The 19,441-nt window shown below is 64.6% G+C and carries 19 protein-coding genes; 9 read left to right on the top strand and 10 right to left on the bottom strand.

Features of this window, described 5'->3' with window-relative positions; translation table 11 throughout:
• Positions 1-996 (bottom strand): aldo/keto reductase (locus tag AC1D1X_RS01150; RefSeq protein ID WP_477697703.1); only part of this gene is annotated, 996 nt, incomplete at its 3' end.
• 147 nt (positions 997-1,143) lie between these two features.
• Between AC1D1X_RS01150 and AC1D1X_RS01155 the strand changes: the two genes are divergently transcribed.
• Complete coding sequence (locus AC1D1X_RS01155; RefSeq protein WP_477670515.1) at positions 1,144-2,073, top strand: LysR family transcriptional regulator; 930 nt, start codon at positions 1,144-1,146, stop codon at positions 2,071-2,073.
• Here AC1D1X_RS01155 and AC1D1X_RS01160 read toward each other — a convergent pair.
• Positions 2,033-2,557: a peroxiredoxin family protein gene (locus tag AC1D1X_RS01160; protein ID WP_477670514.1), complete on the bottom strand. Its 525-nt coding sequence runs from the start codon at positions 2,555-2,557 to the stop codon at positions 2,033-2,035. The genes AC1D1X_RS01155 and AC1D1X_RS01160 overlap by 41 nt on opposite strands.
• An 81-nt stretch (positions 2,558-2,638) precedes the next feature.
• Positions 2,639-3,187, bottom strand: coding sequence for a carboxymuconolactone decarboxylase family protein (locus AC1D1X_RS01165; RefSeq protein ID WP_477670513.1), 549 nt, complete (start codon positions 3,185-3,187; stop codon positions 2,639-2,641).
• Positions 3,188-3,365: 178 nt separating this feature from the next.
• On the opposite strand from AC1D1X_RS01165, the gene AC1D1X_RS01170 reads away from it, so the two are divergent.
• Positions 3,366-4,229, top strand: coding sequence for an AraC family transcriptional regulator (locus AC1D1X_RS01170; RefSeq protein WP_477697704.1), 864 nt, complete (start codon positions 3,366-3,368; stop codon positions 4,227-4,229).
• 83 nt (positions 4,230-4,312) lie between these two features.
• Here the strand turns inward: AC1D1X_RS01170 and AC1D1X_RS01175 are convergent, their stop codons facing one another.
• The 3 genes from AC1D1X_RS01175 to AC1D1X_RS01185 all read right to left on the bottom strand — a co-directional run bounded on the left by AC1D1X_RS01175 (position 4,313) and on the right by AC1D1X_RS01185 (position 6,449).
• Positions 4,313-4,654 carry a DoxX family membrane protein gene (locus tag AC1D1X_RS01175; protein WP_477670511.1) on the bottom strand — a complete coding sequence of 114 codons (342 nt, stop codon included), beginning with the start codon at positions 4,652-4,654 and terminating at the stop codon, positions 4,313-4,315.
• A 76-nt stretch (positions 4,655-4,730) separates the two neighbouring features.
• Positions 4,731-5,630 carry an SDR family oxidoreductase gene (locus AC1D1X_RS01180; RefSeq protein WP_477670510.1) on the bottom strand — a complete coding sequence of 300 codons (900 nt, stop codon included), beginning with the start codon at positions 5,628-5,630 and terminating at the stop codon, positions 4,731-4,733.
• A gap of 63 nt (positions 5,631-5,693) precedes the next feature.
• Positions 5,694-6,449: a glucose 1-dehydrogenase gene (locus AC1D1X_RS01185; protein ID WP_477670509.1), complete on the bottom strand. Its 756-nt coding sequence runs from the start codon at positions 6,447-6,449 to the stop codon at positions 5,694-5,696.
• 170 nt (positions 6,450-6,619) lie between these two features.
• On the opposite strand from AC1D1X_RS01185, the gene AC1D1X_RS01190 reads away from it, so the two are divergent.
• The gene (locus AC1D1X_RS01190; protein WP_477697705.1) at positions 6,620-7,516 is read left to right on the top strand and encodes a LysR family transcriptional regulator; all 897 of its coding nucleotides are present in this window, start codon (positions 6,620-6,622) and stop codon (positions 7,514-7,516) included.
• Positions 7,517-7,527: 11 nt separating this feature from the next.
• On the opposite strand, the gene AC1D1X_RS01195 is transcribed toward AC1D1X_RS01190, so the two are convergent.
• Both AC1D1X_RS01195 and AC1D1X_RS01200 read right to left on the bottom strand, forming a co-directional pair.
• The gene (locus AC1D1X_RS01195; protein ID WP_477697706.1) at positions 7,528-9,924 is read right to left on the bottom strand and encodes a glucose/quinate/shikimate family membrane-bound PQQ-dependent dehydrogenase; all 2,397 of its coding nucleotides are present in this window, start codon (positions 9,922-9,924) and stop codon (positions 7,528-7,530) included.
• A gap of 183 nt (positions 9,925-10,107) precedes the next feature.
• On the bottom strand, positions 10,108-11,085 hold the full coding sequence (locus AC1D1X_RS01200; RefSeq protein ID WP_477670506.1) for a LysR family transcriptional regulator: 978 nt from the start codon (positions 11,083-11,085) through the stop codon (positions 10,108-10,110).
• A 142-nt stretch (positions 11,086-11,227) separates the two neighbouring features.
• Between AC1D1X_RS01200 and AC1D1X_RS01205 the strand changes: the two genes are divergently transcribed.
• Complete coding sequence (locus AC1D1X_RS01205; protein ID WP_477670505.1) at positions 11,228-12,094, top strand: oxidoreductase; 867 nt, start codon at positions 11,228-11,230, stop codon at positions 12,092-12,094.
• Positions 12,095-12,185: 91 nt separating this feature from the next.
• Positions 12,186-13,199, top strand: a complete 1,014-nt coding sequence (locus tag AC1D1X_RS01210; RefSeq protein ID WP_477697707.1) for a MerR family transcriptional regulator — start codon at positions 12,186-12,188, stop codon at positions 13,197-13,199.
• Between the two features lie 16 nt (positions 13,200-13,215).
• Here the strand turns inward: AC1D1X_RS01210 and AC1D1X_RS01215 are convergent, their stop codons facing one another.
• The gene (locus AC1D1X_RS01215; protein ID WP_477697708.1) at positions 13,216-14,424 is read right to left on the bottom strand and encodes an MFS transporter; all 1,209 of its coding nucleotides are present in this window, start codon (positions 14,422-14,424) and stop codon (positions 13,216-13,218) included.
• Between the two features lie 116 nt (positions 14,425-14,540).
• On the opposite strand from AC1D1X_RS01215, the gene AC1D1X_RS01220 reads away from it, so the two are divergent.
• On the top strand, positions 14,541-15,491 hold the full coding sequence (locus tag AC1D1X_RS01220) for a LysR family transcriptional regulator (RefSeq protein WP_477670502.1): 951 nt from the start codon (positions 14,541-14,543) through the stop codon (positions 15,489-15,491).
• A 19-nt stretch (positions 15,492-15,510) separates the two neighbouring features.
• On the opposite strand, the gene AC1D1X_RS01225 is transcribed toward AC1D1X_RS01220, so the two are convergent.
• Entirely contained in the window at positions 15,511-16,413 is a 903-nt protein-coding gene (locus tag AC1D1X_RS01225; RefSeq protein WP_477670501.1) for a LysR substrate-binding domain-containing protein, read from the bottom strand.
• A 90-nt stretch (positions 16,414-16,503) separates the two neighbouring features.
• On the opposite strand from AC1D1X_RS01225, the gene AC1D1X_RS01230 reads away from it, so the two are divergent.
• The 3 genes from AC1D1X_RS01230 to AC1D1X_RS01240 form a co-directional block, all read left to right on the top strand.
• Positions 16,504-17,394 (top strand): N-formylglutamate amidohydrolase, encoded by an 891-nt coding sequence (locus AC1D1X_RS01230; protein WP_477670500.1) that lies wholly within the window; start codon positions 16,504-16,506, stop codon positions 17,392-17,394.
• Positions 17,391-18,383 (top strand): Bug family tripartite tricarboxylate transporter substrate binding protein, encoded by a 993-nt coding sequence (locus tag AC1D1X_RS01235; protein ID WP_477670499.1) that lies wholly within the window; start codon positions 17,391-17,393, stop codon positions 18,381-18,383. Before AC1D1X_RS01230 ends, AC1D1X_RS01235 begins: the two co-directional genes overlap by 4 nt.
• A 189-nt stretch (positions 18,384-18,572) precedes the next feature.
• Positions 18,573-19,441 (top strand): porin (locus AC1D1X_RS01240; protein ID WP_477697709.1); only part of this gene is annotated, 869 nt, incomplete at its 3' end.

A 19,441-nucleotide genomic window follows, 5' to 3' on the forward strand; every position in this document is an offset into this window, starting at 1 on the left:
CAGGTGGCCCATCTGGTAAGCGTCGTAGCGTGTGCCGGCCACCGCGTCGGCAGGCAGCGCGGCTTCAATGCGCTGCAGGTCTTCGGCGCTGAGTTTGAGCTTCAACGCGCCCAGCGCTTCATCAAGCTGGCCTGGCTTGCGGGAACCGACCAACGCCACCATGTCGACCCCGAGGGCCTTGCCGCGTGCGATGACCCAGGCAATGGCCACTTGCGATGCCGTGGCGCCCATGCCAGCGGCGAGTTGATGCAATACATCGACGAGCTGCTGGTTCTTCACCGCGTTGTCGCCGGTAAAGCGCGGCAGGTGGGCGCGGAAGTCACCAGGCCCCGTGGGTTTGGAGCCCGACAGCAACCCGCGTGACAGCACGCCGTAGGGCGTGACGCCGATGCCCAGTTGCTTGAGCACGGGGAAAATTTCTGCTTCGGGGCCGCGGCTGACCAGCGAATATTCAATCTGCAAATCGCTGATGGGGTGCACCGCGTGCGCCTTGCGGATGGTCTGCGCGCCGACTTCGCTGAGGCCGATGTGGCGCACGTAACCGGCTTTGACCATGTCGGCCATCGCGCCTATGGTCTCTTCGATCGGCACATTCGGGTCGAGCCGCGCGATGCGGTAGATGTCGATGTGGTCGGTGCCCAGGCGCTGCAGCGTGTAGGCCAGGAAGTTCTTCACCGCTGCGGGACGGCCGTCCATGCCGATCCAGCCGGCAGACGGGTCGCGCAGCGCGCCGAACTTCACGGAGATCAGCGCTTCGTCGCGCCGGCCTTTCAGCGCCCGGCCGATCAGCATCTCGTTGTGGCCCATGCCGTAAAAGTCGCCGGTGTCGATCAGGTTGACGCCGGCGTCGAGCGCGGCGTGAATCGTGGCGATGCTTTGCGCCTCGTCGTGGGCGCCGTACATGCCCGACATGCCCATGGCGCCCAGGCCGATGGCGGAGACGGATTGCGGGCCGCGAAAGCCCAGGCGGGTGGGAGAAAGGATATTCGTGTTCATGGGGAGCCTTTTCTTAAAAAGTGGATCAGTGTTGGAATGGGCAGATAAGTGAGCAGGTGAATGAACTGTATTGGTTTGAATTAAAAGAATAAACTGCCATTCAATAAACTAACTGTTAGTGATTTAAAGAACAATAAGGGCGAAATCATGAGCGTTGATCGCTACAGGGCGATGGAAGTCTTCACACGCGTGGTGGACCTGGGCAGCTTTACCGCGGCAGCCACCGCGCTGCACATGCCCAAGGCCCGGGTGACGACGGTGGTGCAGGAACTTGAAGCGCACCTGGGAGTGCGCCTGCTGAACCGCACCACGCGCACCTTGAGCCTGACAGACGACGGCGCGCTGTACCACCAGCGCGCGCAGGCCATGGTGCAGGACATGGGCGAGCTGGAAGGCACACTGCGCCGGGCCGTGGCCACGCCGGCCGGGCGGTTGCGGGTGGATGTGCCGGCGGCGGTGGGCCGCCACGTGATCTCACCGGCGTTGCCGGAATTTTTCAAACGCTACCCCGACATGGTGCTGGAACTGGGCAGCACCGACAGGCCGGTAGACCTGGTGGCCGAAGGCGTGGACTGCGTGATTCGCGGCGGCTTGGTGCACGACGAAACGCTGGTAGCGCGGCCGCTGGGCCGGCTGACGGTAGTGACCTGCGCTGCGCCTTCTTACCTGGCGCAGTACGGCACACCGCAGACCCTGGAAGACCTGGAGCAGCACCGCTTTGTGAACTTTCATTCTGCCAAGACGGGGCGGGTGTTTCCGTTCGAGTTTTCCAGGGACGGTGACGTGCGGCAAATTCACCGCCCGCACTGGGTGAGCTGCAACGACGCCGACAGCCACATGGGTGCGGTGCTGGCCGGGCTGGGTTTGTCGCAGCCGCCGCTGACACGCCGCACCTGCGCGCTGCTGGCCAGCGGCGAACTGGTACGCGTGCTGCCCGACTGGCAGCCCGAAGCGCTGCCGATGATGGTGCTGTACCCGCGCAACCGCCACCTGACGGCCAAGGTACGCGCCTTTGCTGACTGGGTGGCCGAAGTGTTCAAGGCGGAATTTGCGGCGGGGACGAAACTGTATTCGTGACTTCGCCAGCCGTCTCGGCCAGCAGTTGCCCTATGGCCGAACCGACGGCCAGATCGTCCAGGTGCCCGAAGTGGCTCAACCGCAAGCGACCCTGCCTGTCGATCAGCACCAGGCTGGGTGTGCCGCGCAACTGATAAGCCGCCATGGTTTGCGGGATGGGGCCGTCCGTTGCAGGCAAGTCCGCGCCGATGGGAAAACGCAGACGCTGCTCATGCACAAATACCTGCAGCGCCTCATGGTTCATCACGCGGTGATGCTCGAACACGGTGTGGATGCCGATGACGGCAACCGATGCTTCGGGAAATGCCTGGCGTATCGCTATGGCCTGCGGCAGGCCGTGGCTCACGCAGACCGGGCACAACATCTGGAAGGCGTGCATGACGATGACCTTGCCGCGCAGGGATTCGAGGGTGATGGGCAACGGTGTGTTGAGCCAGTGCGCGATGTGCCAGGCGGGTGCGGGAGAATAATTTTTGGTTTGCATGAAAGCTTTCAAAAATACTTTCAGCGCGGCCTGCATGCAGCAGACCGCGCACGTCGGGTCAAAGACCCGGGTGGTAAAGCGTCAGGCAGCGGCTCGGCTCAGCCTGACGGGCGCGAAATCAACCGGCACCGCAAACGCCACATTGACGTAGTTGGTGAAAAGGTTGAGCGCCACATGCGCGAGGATTTCCACGATCTGCTCATCGGTGAAGCCGGCCTGGCGAACGGCCTGCACATCGGCCCCGGACACGTTGCCGCGTTCATTCACCAGCTTGAGTGCAAACGCGAGCACCGCAGCGGTGGCCGGGTCGGCGGATTCACCGCGCTGCGCAGCGGCCATGCTTTCAGCACTGACGCCGGCCTTGCGGCCCAGGGCCGTGTGCGCGGCCAGGCAGTATTCGCAGGCGTTGCGGTCGGCCACTGCCACAGCGATCTGCTCGCCCAGTTTGGCGTTGATGACACCGCCCCCCAGCGCGCCGAACGAGCCCCACATGCTTTTGAGCGCGGCGGGTGAATTGGCGACGGCCTTGAACATATTGGGCGTGGCACCGAAGGCTTGGGTGACCTGATCGAGCAGGGCTTTGCGATCGGCGGAGGTGGCGTTACGGTCGATCAATGGAATGCGTGACATGTGAAGTCCTTTGGAGGTTGAAGAGTCGCGGTTGAGGGATGACGTTTCGCGCGGCGGGGCGTGTAGGTGCGCTCGCTGCACAGGAAGAAGTTTCACGCGACAATCAGGACTTATTGGATGAATTCGTCTATCAAATCATCCTTATCATCCAAAACAAGCCTCAACCCAGTCCCACACCATGACCACGCCCCCCGAAGGAATTGACCGGCTTTCCGCCCTGATGGAACGCTTTCGCGTGCGGGCCCACATGTTTCACAACGGGCCGCTGTGCGGCGTGACGCGCTTCACGCCAGAGGCCGGGCTGGGCTTTTTGCACGTGATGCGTCGCGGGACCATGGTGGTGACGCACCGCGCGGCAACGGGTGCGCCCAGGCGGGTGAAGGTGAGCGAGCCCAGCCTGGTGTTTTACCCGCGTCCGCTCGCGCACGACTTTCACAATGCACCGGTGGAGGGCGCTGATTTCACCTGCGCAACGCTGGCATTCGCCGGCGGCGCCAGCCACCCGCTGGCGCGTGCGCTGCCGGCCCTGGTGGTATTGCCGCTGGCGCGCGTACCGGGGCTGGAGCACACGCTGGCCCTGCTGTTTGCCGAGACCGCGCAGGTGCGCTGCGGCCAGCGGCTGCTGRCCGACCGATTATTTGAGGTGTTGCTGCTGCAACTGCTGCGCTGGCTGCTGGACCATCCGGAAGAAGGCAGCCCTCCCGAGGGCCTGCTGGCCGGGCTGGCCGAACCGCGCCTGGCGCGCGCGCTGGTGGCGGTGCATGAAAACCCGGGCCATGCATGGAGCCTTGAAGGCCTGGCGCAATCGGCCGGCATGTCGCGCAGTGCGTTTGCACCGTTGTTCAAACAAAAAGTGGGGCAAACGCCCGCGAACTATCTGGCGACGTGGCGGCTGGCCATTGCGCAGGCCGAGCTGCGCAATGGCCAATCACTCAAGGCCATTGCCGCGCAGCTGGGATATGCCAATGCGTCGGCGCTGTCGCGGCTTTTTGTGCAGAAGACCGGTGTCTCGCCGCGTGAATGGGCCAAGACGGCGGTGTAGCGCGAGGGTGGGTTCGGCATGCAGACGCTACCAAAAAGATAGATACAAGGCAGTGCACTGATTGAGCTGCAGGCCAATTTCACTTAAAACTCACGCGACACTGAAGCCAGCAGCACAAAGCCGCCCGCCAGCGCAATGTTCTTGAAGAAATGCAGCAGCTGGTTGCGCAGCGCTTGCGGTGTGGCGGCCCAGAAGCCGTGCGCGATGAACGCATCCACCACGAGAAAAGTCGCGGCGGCCAGCGCGAACCAGCGCACCTGCCAGCCGAATGCCAGCGCCAGGCCGGCGGCGACTTCGACTGCGCCTATGGCGGCGGCTGTGTAGTTGCGCAGCCGTACGGATTCGATGAAGTGCGAAGCGCCCGGGCCGATAAAGGCCAGGGCCATGAGGATGCGGGCGAGAGCGAGGACGACAGCGGGTTGCATGGTGAAGCTCCTGAAAATCAATGGTGAAGAGGCACCACAGGGCCCGGGCTCAAGCCGGACCGTGTGATGAAGGCCATCAAGCCGTGCGGCGCACCGTGGGCTTGAGCATGTCGGCGATGCCGATGCGGTGGGCGAACTCTTCGCGCACGCGTTCGGCCACCACGGTGACTTCACCGGCGCCGTCGTCGATGAAGTCGGTCACCGAGCGGAAAGGCCGCGTGCCGGCGGGCAGGCCGACGATGCGGGTGATGTCGTCGGCCACGGCTTGCGGGTCGGCGTGGTCGGGGCTCAGCGCCGAGAGGCGTTCGCCGACCTTGTCCATGACACCGTCGTAGCGCGCGTAAGCAGCCGTGACCGCTTCGTCGGCCGGCTTGCCAGCGCTGGGGAAGTGCGCCGTGCCTTTGGTGAAGGCGCCGGGCACCACGATGGAGGTCTCGATGCCGAAGCGGGCGAGCTCGTACGACATGGTCACGGCCATCGAATCCATCGCAGCCTTGGCGGCGGCGTAAGGGCCGAGGAAAGGCGGGAAGCCGCCGCGCACCGTGCTGCTGCTGACCCACAGCACCAAGCCAGCTTCGGCCTTGCGCATCACCGGCAACACAGCGCGGTTCACGCGCTGGCTGCCCAGGAAGTTGGTGTCCAGCACCTTGACGATTTCTTCGGGCGTGTAGGCCTCGGCGGGCCCGACCACCAGGTGGCCGGCGTTGTGCACGATGACGTCCAGGCGACCTTGCTCGGCCATGATGTGCGCCACGGCGGCGTCTGCGGAAGCTTGCGACAGCACGTCGAGCTCAACAGCACGCAGATCGAAGCCGTTGGCAAAACTCCAATCGCGCAGCTCACGCACCTTGGGTGCGTTGCGGCCCTGGATGTCGCGCATGCTGGCGTAGACGGTGTGGCCGGCCTGGGCCAGTGAGCGGACGGTGAGGTGGCCGATGCCGGTGGATGCACCGGTGACCAGGATGACGGATTTCATGATGTGTGTCTTTCTGGAAAGGGTTTGAAAAGAGTGCTTGATGGCTTGTAGAAGTACGTGCGCTTAGACGACGCCACCATTCGCACGCAACGTCTGGCCGTTGACCCAGGCCGCGTTGTCGCTCACGAGGAAAGCAACCGCACTGGCGATGTCCTCCGGCGTGCCCAGGCGTTCGAGCGGCGCCATCTTGGACATGCGCTCAATCGTCTCGGGCGTTTTGCCGTTGAGGAAAAGCGCAGTGGCCGTAGGGCCGGGAGCAATCGCGTTGATGCGGATGTTTTTGCCGCGCAGCTCTTTGGCCATGATGTTGGTGAAGGTTTCCACCGCRCTCTTGGTGGCGCCGTAGATCGCGTAGCCGGGCAGGGCCAGACCGATCACGCTGGTCGAGAAGTTGACGATGCGCCCGCCGGGCTGCAGGCGCGCGGCGGCTTCGCGCAGGGTGTTGAATGTGCCCTTGACGTTGACGGCGAAGAGGCGGTCAAAGGTGTCGTCGTCGGTGTCGGCCAGCGCCGGCAGGCTGGGCGGCATGATGCCGGCGTTGTTGATGAGCACATCGACGCGGCCAAAGGCCTGGATGCTGTCATCGAACAGCTGCGTGACGGCGGCGGAACTGGCGACGTCGGCCTGCACGGCAACGGCCTGGCCGCCGCTGGCCATGATGGACTGCACAACGGCCTGGGCTTCTTCAGCCTGGCCGGCATAGTTGATGACGACGGCGTAGCCCTCTTGTGCCAAGCGCCGAGCGACGGCCGCGCCTATGCCGCGCGAGGCGCCGGTGACGATGGCCACCTGGGTGGCGTTGTTGCTGGAAGCGGTCATTTGAAACTCCTGATGGTTAAAAGTGGGTTGGTTCTGACCGCCCGGGGTGCTGCGTGTGTTGTGCGCCTTTGGTGAGCCAGTGAAGGTATTGTTCTATTCAATCCACACACGATAAATACCGTAAACTTGCCATCATTGTTCAATAAATACCAACAATAGAAGCACGCGTTATGGACCGTTTTCATTCGATGCAGCTGTTCACCCGCATCGTCGAGCTGGGCAGTTTTACGAAGGCGGCCGACGACCTGCTGCTGCCGCGCGCCACGGTGACGCATGCGGTGCAGCAGCTTGAAAAACGCCTGGGCGCGCGGCTGTTGCAGCGCACGACGCGGCATGTCAGCCCCACGCAGGACGGCGCGGCGTATTACGAGCGCTGCCTGCGCCTGTTGACCGACCTGGAGGAAGCCGAGTCGGCCTTTGTCAACACGGGCAGCAAGCCGCGCGGCAAGCTGCGGGTGGATTTGCACGGCACGCTGGCCAAGCATTTTTTGCTGCCGGTGATTGGTGATTTTTTTGAGCGCTACCCGGACATCGAGCTGGAGATCGGCATGGGCGACCGGCTGGTGGACCTGGTGCGCGAGGGAGTGGACTGCGTGCTGCGCGTGGGCGAGCTGGCCGAGTCCAGCATGGTGGGGCGGCGCGTGGCCTTGCTCGAACAGGTGACCTGCGCGAGCCGCGAGTACCTGGCAAAACACGGCACGCCCGAAACACTGGAGGCCCTGCGCGGGCACCGCGCGGTGAATTTTTTATCCAGCCGCACCGGCAAGGCGCTGCCCTTTGACTTCATCGTGGACGGCGCGCCGCGTCAGGTGCAGCTCAAGGGCCCGGTCGCGGTGACGGACGCCGACGCCTACAAAGCCTGCTGCGCCGCGCACTTGGGTTTTATCCAGGTGCCGCGCTACCACCTGGCCGCGCAACTCGAGGCGGGCACACTGGTTGAAGTGCTGGCCGCTTTCCGGCCCGCGCCCATGCCGGTGTYGGTGCTGTACCCGCACCACCGGCAACTGTCGCCGCGCGTGCGCGTGTTCGTGGATTGGGTTGCCGACGTCATGAGCCGGGCCGGATAGGAGCGGCTCAACTAGCGCGGCAACGCATAAGCCCGCACATAGTCCCCCGCACGCGTCCCCAGTGACCCATGGCCGCCGGCCACTACTAGCAGGTATTGCCGGCCATCTGCGCCGGTGTAGGTCATGGGCGTGGCCTGGCCGCCGGCGGGCAGGCGGCTCTTCCAGATTTCCTTGCCGGTGTTCACGTCGTAGGCACGCACGTAATAGTCGAGCGTGYCGGACAGGAAGGCCACGCCGCCCGCCGTGGTCAGCGGCCCACCCAGATTGGGCACACCCATGCGGAAAGGCAGGGGCACGGGGGCCAGGTCACGCACGGTGCCGTTTTTATGCTGCCAGGCAATGGCGCCCGTCGTCAGGTCGGCGCCGGCCACGTAGCCCCAGGGCGGCGCCTGGCACGGAATGCCCAGCGGCGACACAAACGCGCTGAGCTTGACAGCAAAGGGCGCACCGAAGTTTTCATTGAGCGAGGGCAGGCTGCCTTCGGGCCGCTCCTTGCCCTGCACCATGAGGCTGGTGTCGTCCGTGCGCGGCACGAGTTTGGAGACAAAGGCCAGGTAGGTCGGTGTGGCGAAGACCATCTGCCGCTCCGGGTCCACCGCCACGCCGCCCCAGTTGAACACGCCGAAGTTGCCGGGATAGATCAGCGAGCCCTGCGTGGAAGGCGGCGTGAAGCGGCCCTCATAACGCAGCCGGTGAAAAGCAATGCGGCAATAGAGCTGGTCGAACAGGGTGGCGCCCCACATGTCGCGTTCCGTCAGCGGCGGCGGGTTGAATGAGAGTGCCGAATTCGGTTGCGTGGGCGCGGTGCGGTCACCCTGTGCAGCGCCCTGCGGTGCCGGTGTTTCCACCACGGGCAAAAGCGGTGTGCCGGTGCGGCGGTCCAGCACAAAGATCTCACCCTGCTTGGTGGGCTGGACCAGCGCGGGCACCCGGTTGCCGCCCACGGTGAGGTCCACCAGGCTGGGCTGGGCCGGCACGTCGTAGTCCCACAGGTCGTGGTGCACGGTCTGGAAGTTCCAGCGCACCTTGCCGGTGGCCAGGTCCAGCGCGACGACGGACGACGAATAGGTTTCGACGGCAGGACTGCGCTGGCCCCCCCACTGGTCGGGCGGCTGGTTGCCCAGCGGCACATAGACCATGCCCAGCGCTTCGTCGACGCTGGAAATGGACCAGCTGTTGGGCGAATTGGCGGTGTAGGTTTGCCCTGTCGCAAGCGGGGCGGTGGCGTCGGGCTTGCCCGAGTCCCAGTTCCAGACCAGCGCACCGGTGTTGATGTCATAGGCACGGATCACGCCGGACTGCTCTTTGGTGGACACGTTGTCGAGCACCGTGCCGCCCACGATGATGAGCCTGGATGTGACCACCACCGGTGAGGTGGAGTAATAGGCGCCAGGCTTGACGTTGGGCATGCCGGCCCAAAGATCGATCTGCCCCTTGCCGCCGCCGAAAGAGGGGCAGACCTTTCCGGTGTCGGGGTTGAGGGCGATCACGCGGCCGTCTGCCGTGGGCATGAACAGTTTGGCCGGGCAGTCGATGGACGCTGCGGCAGCTGCCGCAGTCGCAGGGGCAGGCGGCTGGTAAGACAGGCCGCGGCAAGTCAGGTGCTGCAGTGCGAGCTTGCCCTGGATCTCGGGATTGAAGCGCCAGGCTTCCGCGCCAGTGGTGGCGTCCAGCGCAATGACGGACTGGTGCGGTGTGCACAGGAAAAGCCGGTTGCCCACTTTCAGCGGGGTCACCTCGAAGGTGGTTTCTGCCGGGTCACCCGGCTGGCCGCGCATGTCACCGGTGCGGTACTGCCACGCCAGCCCCAGGTTTTCCACGTTGTCAGGGGTGATCTGGCTGAGCGGCGAATAGCGCTGCCCCTGGCCGGTGCGCCCGTAGGCATGCCATTCGCCGGCAGGTACGGCATCAGCCGGGCGCGCGGCCGATGCGCCGGTGGGCGGCAGCGGCAGCATGCCCGTCACACGATTCGCATCATGCAGCCAGGTCGCCACCGATGCCACAAGAAAAAGCGCCAGCGCGGCGCCCAGCGCCCACTGGCCGGCGCGCACACCGGATTGGCCCGGCGCTTCGGACTGCATGGCACGGGCAAGCATGGGGGTGAGCAGGAAGAGGCCAATGAGAAACGGCACTCCACCGCGCGCAGCCAGCGGCCACCAGTCGAGCCCACCTTCCCACAACGCCCATGCCAGTGTGCCCACCAGCAAGAGTGCATAGGTCCACAATGCTATCGGTCCGTACTGGATCAACAGCATGCCCGTCAATATAAATGCGAGGCCGGCCACCAGGTAATACCAGGAACCTCCCAGCACCACCAGCCAGATGCCCGGCAAGGCCAGCACCCCTCCCATCAGCACGAGCACCAGGCCGGTGAAAAAGGCGGAGCGAAGGCGCGGGATAGCTGACACTTTTTATTCTTCCTGATGCATCCGTACAGGCCCCCAATCTATTCCCACATCGGCCTGCCGCGCGTCAGCCGTGGGCTAACGCAGCTGTAGGCGACGCCAAGAAAACGGCTGCACGCAAACGGATGGATAAGAAAGATACAGAAAGAGATGTCTGCGCGGCGCTGATGCCGCGACACCCGCGCGTCAGCCGGCCGCGCGGGCGCGGCGCGTTTTCCGCGCGGCGGCATGGGGCCGCAGTTCATGCGGCTCCAGGTAAAACTGCGTGTTGCCAACCAGCCGTTCCACCGCCAGGTCGATAAAGGCCCGCGCACGGGCAGGCTGCGCGTTACGGCTACCGTAGTAGACATAGAGGCCGAGATGCCCGGTGACATGCTGCGTCAGCAGCGGCACCAGCCGGCCGGCGCGCACAAGCGGCGCAGCGGTGGCGCCGATCAGCTGGCCGATGGCCTGGCCGGCCACGACAGCGCGGGCTTCAAGGTCCACGTCATTGGTGAGGAAGGACGCGGCGACGGTACGGGCCACCACTTCTTCACCCACCTTGAATTCCCAAGGCATGGTCTTGCCGGTGCCCGTGTGGTGAAAGCCCGTGCAGCGGTGCCCGGCCAGGTCTTCGATGGTCTGGGGCGCGCCATGCTGCGCGATGTAGGCGGGTGACGCGCACACCACCAGTTGCAGCGGCAGGATGCGGCGCGAGATGATGCCGCCCGCGGGCGGCGCGCCGGCGCGAAAGCCGACATCGACACGGTCTTCCACCCAGTTGCCGATGCGGTCGTCCATCTGGATATCGGGATCCACCTGCGGGTAGCGGCGGCAGTATTCCTCCAGCACAGGCCACAACACCTCGAGCATGATGGAACGCGGCGCGACGATGCGCAGCGGCCCGGCGATTTCTTCGCGGGTGCGGCGGGCGCCCTGCAACGCCCGCTGCAGCGTCGAAAGGCCGGGCTGCGCGGCCTGCAGGAACTGCTCGCCTTCTTCGGTGAGGCTCAGGCTGCGCGTGGTGCGGTGAAAAAGGCGCACGCCCAGGTGCCGTTCAAGCTGGACCAGCGCCTGGCTGGCGGCCTGAGGTGTGATGGCCTGGGCGGCAGCGGCCTGGCGCAGGCTGCCGAGTTCGGCGGCCCTGACGAAGGTGGAAACGGCGCGCAATTCATTGAAGGCCATGGCGGCTCCTGGCGGTTTTACGGGGAGCAAGCCCCTAATTGTCACGATTAGCTTGATTATGAACTCACCGATTGTGGGCTATTCAACACTTAATCAAAAACCTACATTGCCCTCCTCAGCAACATTTTTTAGGGGCAAGACCATGAATGCAAAGATTGACTTCAAACGTATCTGGATGATCACCGGCGCGGCGCGCGGCATTGGCGCGCGCATTGCCGAAGCGGCGCTGGCGCACGGTGACGCGGTGGTGGCCACTTCGCGCGACGCCGCCTCAGTGCAAAAAAGATTTCCCGCCAGCGCTGCGCTGCTGGCATTGCCGCTGGATGTGACCGACGAAGCACAGGCGGCGGCCGCCGTGCAAGCCGCGTTGGCACGTTTTGGCCGCATCGACGTGCTGGTCAACAACGCGGGCTATGGCCTGCTGGGCGCGGTGGAAGAAGCCACCGGCGACGAGGTGCGGCGCCTGTACGAAACCAATGTGTTCGGCCTGCTGAACGTGACACGCGCTGTGCTGCCGGCCATGCGTGCGCGCCGCAGCGGCCACGTCATCAACATCTCGTCGCTGGGTGGTTACCAGTCGGGCCCGGGCTTTGGCGTGTACTGCTCAACCAAGTTTGCGGTGGAAGGCCTGACCGAAGCGCTGCATGGCGAACTGGCACCGCTGGGCATTCACGTCACCACCGTGGAGCCCGGTTACTTCCGCACCGACTTCCTGGACAACGCCTCACTTGCGGTGTCGCCGCGCATTCTGGACGACTACGCCCAAAGCGCAGGCAGGGTGCGCGAAGCTGCTAAAGAGATCAACCACAACCAGGCGGGCAACCCGCTGCGCCTGGCGCAGGCGATGCTGAAGCTGGTGGAGGCCGACACCCCACCGCTGCGCCTGCCGATGGGCACCGACACGCTGAAAGTGATTGCAGACAAGCATGCGTTTGTGGAGGCCGAGGTGAAGGCCTGGAAGGCGCTGTCGGCTTCGACGGATTTTCCGAAAGAAGCGCTGATGGCCTGAGTTTTTCAATGTCCTGTTGACTTGGCCCCTGGGTCCGCCTTCATGATGCTGAAAGTTCAAAAGCAATGCTGAAGCAACCCAGAGGTCTCTCATGAATTCTCCCCGCGCACACCCAGGCGCCTCCGAAGCGGCCAGGCGGCTTGGCGTATCGATCAAAGCCTTGCGGCTGTATGAACAGCGCGGCCTGGTAACACCGGAGCGCGCCGCCACCGGCTACCGGATTTATGGTCCCGACGCGATGGCGCGTGCCGCCGAGGTGGTGACGCTGCGCAAGTTGGGCCTGAGCCTGGCTCAGGTGGCAGAGGCTTTTGTGGGTGACCCGCAAAGCCTGGAGCCTGCGCTTGCCTTGCRCGAGGTGGCGCTCGAATCGCAAGTGAGCGAACTCGTAGACACGATAGGCAAGGTCCGCACGTTGCGTGCGGACCTTCTTCGCGGCAGGKCGCCGGGCCAGGGGGAGCTGGCGCGTGTGCTTCATCCTTATGCCAAATTCAGCGTGGGTTTTGAGTTGCCCTGGCCCTGGGGCGGCGAGTGGTTTGAGCTTGCCGGCATACGCCCACTGAACTACATCATCGGGCCGCTTGGCAGCGGCAAGACTCGTTTGGCGATGCTGCTGGCTGAGCGGCTGCCGAATGCGGTCTTTCTGGGTTTGGACCGGCTGGACAACACGGACAAGGATGCTGCATTGAAGCAGCGTGTTGACAGGACACTGGCGTGGCTGGTGGATGAAGGAGCTGTAGCCTCGGAAGCACTGACCGCGCTGCTGGCGGGACTGGAAGCCGAAGGGCCCGCCGTCTTTGTGGTCGACATGGTGGAGCAAGGGCTGGACCAGGCCACGCAGGAAGCGCTCATCATCTACCTGCGCCAACGCGCCGGGCTTGGCGCACGCCCGCTTTTCCTGATGACACGTTCGTCGTCGATTCTGGATCTGGCGGCGATGGGCGCGGAGGAAGCCGTCATCCTTTGCCCGGCCAACCACAGCCCGCCGGTTCGCGTCGCGCCCTATCCCGGCGCGCCGGGCTACGAGGCGGTGATGACCTGCCTGGCGACACCGGAGGTCAGGGCACGCACGGCGGGCATGGTGGCCACGATTCCCAAAAAGGCTTGACGGTTCAGCGTCGTTTTCACGCGGCGCAGCGCACCAGTTTCTTCGCTGGCCACATTCGCACCACCAGTGCTGCCGCACCCGATACCGCGGCCATCACGCACACGCCCTGCCAGCCGGCGTGCGCCAGCACCACGCTACCCAGCCACGCACCGCCGGCCATGCCGCTGAACATGCCGATGAACAGCACCGCATTGAGCCGGCTGCGCGCGGCGGGTTCAATGCCGTAGACGATGGTCTGGTGAGCAATCAGCGTGGCCTGCGCGCCCAGGTCAAACACCACTGCACCCAGCGCAATGAGCCACAGCTGGTTGGGGCCACAGGCCATGGCGATGAAAGCGGCGGCGACCAGCACAGCGCCCAGCCGGGTGACGACTTCAGGGCCTTTGCTGTCGGCGATGCGGCCGGCCAGCGGTGCTGCGAGCGCACCGGCGGCACCGGCCACACCGAAGGCGCCAGCGGCGCCGCTGCCCAGGTTGAAGGGCTCGGCGTGCAGCATGATGGCCAGCGTGGACCAGAAGGCGCTGAAGCCGATGCTGATCAGGCCCTGTGCGGTGGCCGCGCGGCGCAGCGCGCCGTGGCGCTTCCACAGCGTGGCAAGCGAGCCTAGCAGCGCCAGGTAGGGCAGCTGCGTGGTCGGCTCAAAGCGCGGCAGCCGCCGCCACACCGCCACGCCCAGCAGCGCAATGCTGAGGGCCGCGCCCACAAACATGCTGCGCCAGCCGAACTGCTCAGCCACGACGCCGGCCACCACGCGCGACAGCAGGATGCCCAGCAACAGGCCGGTCATCACCGTGCCCACGGTTTTGCCGCGACGGGCTTCGGGTGCGAGTGTGGCGGCGGCCGGCACGATGTCTTGCGCCAGCGTGGCCGCAAGACCGATCGCGAGGCTGGCCAGTGCGAGCACCGCCACGGACGGCGCGGCGGCGGCGAGCAGCAACGCCAGCACCAGAGCGGCGGCCTTGCCGAGGATGATGCGCCGGCGGTCATAGCGATCGCCCAGCGGCGCGAGGAGTCCTATGCCCAGCGCATAACCGAGCGTGGTCAGCGTGGRCACCAGGCCGATGGCGGCGGGCGTGGACTGGAACTCAGCAAGCAGCAAGGCCAGCATGGGCTGGCTGTAATAGAGCGAGGCTGCGGCCAGGCCGGCACCGGTGGCGAGCAGGAGAATCAATGGGAACGGCAAGCCGGGCCCGGTCTGGTCATGCGTATTAGCTGTAGAAGTCATGAGGAAAATCCCGATTTGAGGCAGGATGCGAGTATGCGGGTGAGGTTTTGCGCTGTGAAGGCTGCTATTGGGCACAATGGTCATACGCAAAACGCATAAGCAACCTGGGGTACCTCATGAAAACCGCACCGGACCGGATCGAACTCATGCAGACCTTTGTGCGCATCGTGGAGGCGGGCAGCCTGTCCGCCGCCGCAGCGCAGATGAACGCCACGCAACCCACAGTCAGCCGGCGCCTTCAGGCGCTGGAACGTTCGCTGGGCCTGAAGCTGCTGCAGCGCTCCACCCACGCGATGAAACTGACGGAGGGTGGCGAGCGCTGCTTTGCCCGTGCCAAGGAGCTGCTGGGCAACTGGGGGGCTTTTGAGGCCGACCTGCGCGGCACACAGGAAGTGCCGGAGGGCACGCTGCGTGTGGTGGTACCGCATGCGCTGGGCCAGCAGCAGCTGGTGGGGCCGGTGGTCGACTATTTGCGGCGCCACGAACGCGTCACGGTGGAGTGGCTGCTGCATGACGGCACGCCCGACTTCATCACGCAGGGCATCGACTGCGCGGTGCATGTGGGCACGGTGGAAGACCCCTCCCTGGTGGCTGTGAAGATCGCTGAAGTCCGGCGCATCGTGGTGGCAGCGCCCTCATTGCTGCAAAACAAACCGCCGCCGCTGCATCCCACCGGTCTGCAGGCCCTGCCCTGGCTGGCCCTGCAAACGTTCTACCGCAACGAGGTGGTGCTGATCCGCCGCCACGCCGACCAGCGCCGCGAAGAGCACCGCTTTGCAATACAGCCGCGCCTGGGCACGGACAGCCTGTTTGCCCTGCGCAACGCCACGCTGCTGGGCCTGGGCGCAAGCATCGCTTCGACCTGGCTGGTGGCGGGCGACGTGGCCGAAGGCCGGCTGCTGCACCTGGCGCCGCAGTGGTGTGCTGAGCCCCTGCCGGTCTACCTGATCTACCCCTATTCGAATTTTTATCCGGCCAAGCTGCGCCGCTTTATCGAAGCACTGCGCGAGGGATTGCCCAAGGGCATGGGCCTGCCGGCCCGCGAGGACGGGGCCGGCGCAGCCTGATCGCAGCGCCTGGGAGAGGTCAGGCGCCGGCCGTGTTGCCGGCCTGCTCTTGCAGCCATGAGGCAAACGCTTCAACGGCGCGATTACTGTGGGCGGCAGCTGATCGTTGGCAAAGGTAATAGCCGCGCGCGATCAGGACCCGGGTGTCGAAGGGCAGGACCAGCTTGCCGCTTTCGAGTTCGCTCTCGATGAGGCACGGCTGGATGACGATGGCTCCCATGCCGGCGCATGCCGCGACGATGAGGTTGTTGCCCAGATCGAACCCCGGGCCCAATGCTGGCTTGGGCTGCTTTAAACCTGCACCCTCCATCCACACGGCCCAGTTGTCGGGGTAGTTGATATGATGAAGAAGGGTATGCGCCGCGAGATCCCGCGGATGCTGAATGCTTCGCGCAAGTGCGGGTGTGCATGCGGGCGTGATCTCGTTGCCCAGCAGATAGCATCCACGGATACCGCGTGGCCACCTCCTTCCGGGACGCCTGAGCGCGATCCACAGGTCCACGTCGTCGCGCTTGAAGTCCTCGTCGAAATGAAATTGGCGCAGCTCCACCTCAACATTGGGATTCAAGGACTTGAATTGCGCGAGCCTGGGGACCAGCCAGCGCGTTCCGAGGGTTGGTATGACGCTCACCCGCACTTTGTGTTGCGATGACTCTCCGCCGAACTGGGTGACCGCCGCCTCCAGCCCGGCGACATGGGTTTCGACCAGCTTCTGGAATTCGCGCCCGCGGACTGTGGGCACAACGCCCGCCTGCTGACGGTCGAACAGGCTGCAGCCGAGCCGTTGTTCCAGGCGCAGGATGGCCTGGCTGACGGCGCCCTGCGTGACAGAGAGAACTTCCGCCGCGCGGCGAAAACTCCCCAATTGGCAGACCCCAAGAAACGCGTGCAGTTCGGCCAGCGACGGCGACTTGAATTTCATGGCCCTATTAGATCATCTAATCAGCAGCTTTGAAATTGTCGTTTGTCGCGCAGCACTCGCGGCGCCACACTACCCGCCATGAGCCAAACCATGTCCCGCGCCGAACCCGTCAAAGTCGTCCGACCCGTCGTTGATCCCATCGCACTGGTGTGCGACTCCCCCCACAGCGGCACCTACTATCCGCAGGACTTCGATTTTTCCATTGAATTGCAGCAACTGCGGCAATGCGAAGACACGCTGATCGAGCAACTTTGGGACGCGGCGCCGCTGGTCGGCGCGACGCTGGTGCACGCGACGTTTCCGCGCAGCTATATCGACCCCAACCGCAGCGAGGACGACATCGACCTTGCGATGCTGGACGGAGAGTGGGCTGAGCCAGTGGCCCCTTCTCAACCCTGCCTGCGGCTGGGTAACGGCCTGGTGTTCAGCAAGACTCCGACACTACAGCCGATCTACAGCCGCCGGCTTCATGCCAGCGAAATCAAACACCGGATTGAAAGCTGCTGGCGGCCGTATCGCCATGCGCTGGAGGACGCGCTGGCCCAGTCAAGCACCCCGCAGGGTGAACGGTGGCACCTCAACCTCCATTCCATGCCGAGCAACGCGTATGTGCGCCTGGGGTTGCCGGACAAGCCGCTGGCCGACATCGTGCTGGGCAACCTGCATGGCGCCAGCTGCAGCGCGGCTTTCGCTGACTTCGTCGGGGACGAGTTCAAGCGGCAAGGCTACACCGTCGCACTGAACGACCCCTATGCGGGGCAAGACCTGGTGCGCACTCTTGGCCGGCCCGCACACGGACAGCACAGCCTGCAGATCGAAATCAACAGGTCGCTCTACCTCAACGAAACAACACGCGAGCCGAAGCGGCAGTTTCCTGAACTCAAGAAGCGCATTCACCTGGTGCTGCAGGCCATCGCGGGGTACATCAGGGAAGAAACCACTCACCCGAAACGCCACGTCAACATCAAGGACACAGCATGATCACCATCCCAAGCCGTCGCAAATTCCTGGGCATAGCGGCCGGCGCGGCGAGCGCGGTGGCGTGCCCGGCATTCAGCCAGCCGCAGGCTTACCCGAGCCGTCCCATTACCCTCATCGTGCCGTTCCCGCCGGGCGGGGCGGTGGACATCTCAGCACGCGCCATGGCCGACAAACTGGGCAGGCTGCTGGGCCAGCCGGTCGTGATCGACAACAAGGCCGGCGCAGGTGGCGCCATTGGCACCGGCATTGTTGCAAAGGCCGCGCCCGATGGCTATACGCTGGTCGTCACTTCGCAGTCGACCCATGTGGTCAATCCGGCGGTGTCACCCAACCTGCCTTATGACGCAGTGAACGATTTCGCCTACATCACGCTGATCGACAGGCTGCCGAACGTGCTGGTCGCCAGCGCCAAGCTCCCGGTCAAGACCTTTGCCGAATTTGTACGCTACGCCAAGGCCAACCCCGGCAAATTGAACTACGCATCGTCGGGCAACGGCTCGGTGGCACACCTGAGCATGGAGCTGCTCAAGTCGAAGCTGGGCCTGTTCATCACGCACATTCCCTACCGGGGCGCCGGACCGGCACTGACGGATCTGCTCTCGGGGCAGGTTCAGCTGACGTGGAACAACCTGCCCTCCAACCTGGCCATGCTGCAGAGCGGAAGCCTGCGCGCACTGGCCGTCGCCTCGCCGCTGCGCGCACCGCAGTTGCCTGATGTTCCCACCTTCGACGAACTCAAGCTGCCCGACCTGAACCTCACGTCGTGGACGGGGTTGGCAGCGCCGGCAAAAACGCCGGAGGCCATCATCCAGAAACTCTACGACGCGGTACGCACCATTCTTCGCGACAAGGACACGCTGGAAGCCTGGCGCAAACGCGGTGCGATGCTGCCCGAGAACGTGCGCCCCGCCGAATACCGGCAGGAAGTCATTCAACGCATCCGGTTCTTCAAGGATGTCGCTCAGGCCAACAAGATTGTTCTGGAATAGCCGCGCATGAACCTTCACCACCCCACCACGCTGCCGCAGCCAGACGGTTGACGCGCACATACACGCACCTGTGAGTTGCTGCCCCGTGGAAGACGAAATCTTCTCGGGCCTGGGCGAACTTTGCCCGCGAATATCCATACGGCGGTGATTGGGCTCCCGCTATCTATAGAAAACTTTGAGGAGTGAGGAATGAATTACAAGATGATCTGCCTGGCAGCGGTTGCTGCCGGTGCAATAGCACCCGTTGCCGCGTTGGCGCAAAGCACGGTAACGATCTACGGGAAGATGGATACGAGCTTCGAGAACTCGAAGACCGGCTCGGTCTCGCAGACGCTCATCACGGGCAACGCGTCCCGGTTCGGCTTCAAGGGAACCGAGGACCTGGGCGGAGGGCTCAAGGCCTTCTTCGGGATCGAGGCTGCGATCTCTTCCGACACCGGGGCGACGACCTCGCCGATGTACCGCAATTCGTTCGTGGGAATTGGCGGCGACTTCGGGGTGGTCAACATCGGGCGCATTGACTCGGCCGCACCCAGCCGCACGCCGATCTACGCGATCCTGGGCCGCAATGTCGAGTACGTCATCCACGATGCCGGCGCCACCGCGATTGGCTCCTCCATCTTCAATGCACGCACCCGGGTGTCCAATGCCATCGGCTACGCCAGCCCGGTGATCAGCAACTTCGTTTTCCGCGCCGGCCATTACTTCAATGGTGAAGGCCTGCCGGAAACCGCGGCCGGCCCGATCCGCTTTGAAAGCGACTACAAGCAGACCGATGTCTCGCTGAGCTACGGCGAAGGCGGCGGCCCGCTGGGCCTGGGCGTCGGCTACGGAAGGGACAGCAAACGCGGCGGCGCCCTGCTCAATGATTTCAGGAACAAGTGGATGCTGGTGGGCTCCTACGACTTCGGCGAGATCCGGGCCTGGGCGGTTTACAACCGTGACAACTTTGAGGGCAATGCGCTGTCGCGCAGCAAGGTGGCGGCGCAGATGATCGGCGCTTCGTGGGACATCACGCCCAGCAGCAAGGTCATGGCCAACTACATCCGCAAGGATGT

Source organism: Polaromonas sp. P1_G4 (assembly GCF_056405475.1).

Bases quoted from the DNA above. Each gene is read 5' to 3' on its own strand.
- AC1D1X_RS01155 (WP_477670515.1), top strand. From the start codon at position 1,144: ATGAGCGTTGATCGCTACAGGGCGATGGAAGTCTTCACACGCGTGGTG.
- AC1D1X_RS01160 (WP_477670514.1), bottom strand. From the start codon at position 2,557: ATGCAAACCAAAAATTATTCTCCCGCACCCGCCTGGCACATCGCGCAC.
- AC1D1X_RS01165 (WP_477670513.1), bottom strand. From the start codon at position 3,187: ATGTCACGCATTCCATTGATCGACCGTAACGCCACCTCCGCCGATCGC.
- AC1D1X_RS01175 (WP_477670511.1), bottom strand. From the start codon at position 4,654: ATGCAACCCGCTGTCGTCCTCGCTCTCGCCCGCATCCTCATGGCCCTG.
- AC1D1X_RS01180 (WP_477670510.1), bottom strand. From the start codon at position 5,630: ATGAAATCCGTCATCCTGGTCACCGGTGCATCCACCGGCATCGGCCAC.
- AC1D1X_RS01200 (WP_477670506.1), bottom strand. From the start codon at position 11,085: ATGGCCTTCAATGAATTGCGCGCCGTTTCCACCTTCGTCAGGGCCGCC.
- AC1D1X_RS01205 (WP_477670505.1), top strand. From the start codon at position 11,228: ATGAATGCAAAGATTGACTTCAAACGTATCTGGATGATCACCGGCGCG.
- AC1D1X_RS01220 (WP_477670502.1), top strand. From the start codon at position 14,541: ATGAAAACCGCACCGGACCGGATCGAACTCATGCAGACCTTTGTGCGC.
- AC1D1X_RS01225 (WP_477670501.1), bottom strand. From the start codon at position 16,413: ATGAAATTCAAGTCGCCGTCGCTGGCCGAACTGCACGCGTTTCTTGGG.
- AC1D1X_RS01230 (WP_477670500.1), top strand. From the start codon at position 16,504: ATGTCCCGCGCCGAACCCGTCAAAGTCGTCCGACCCGTCGTTGATCCC.
- AC1D1X_RS01235 (WP_477670499.1), top strand. From the start codon at position 17,391: ATGATCACCATCCCAAGCCGTCGCAAATTCCTGGGCATAGCGGCCGGC.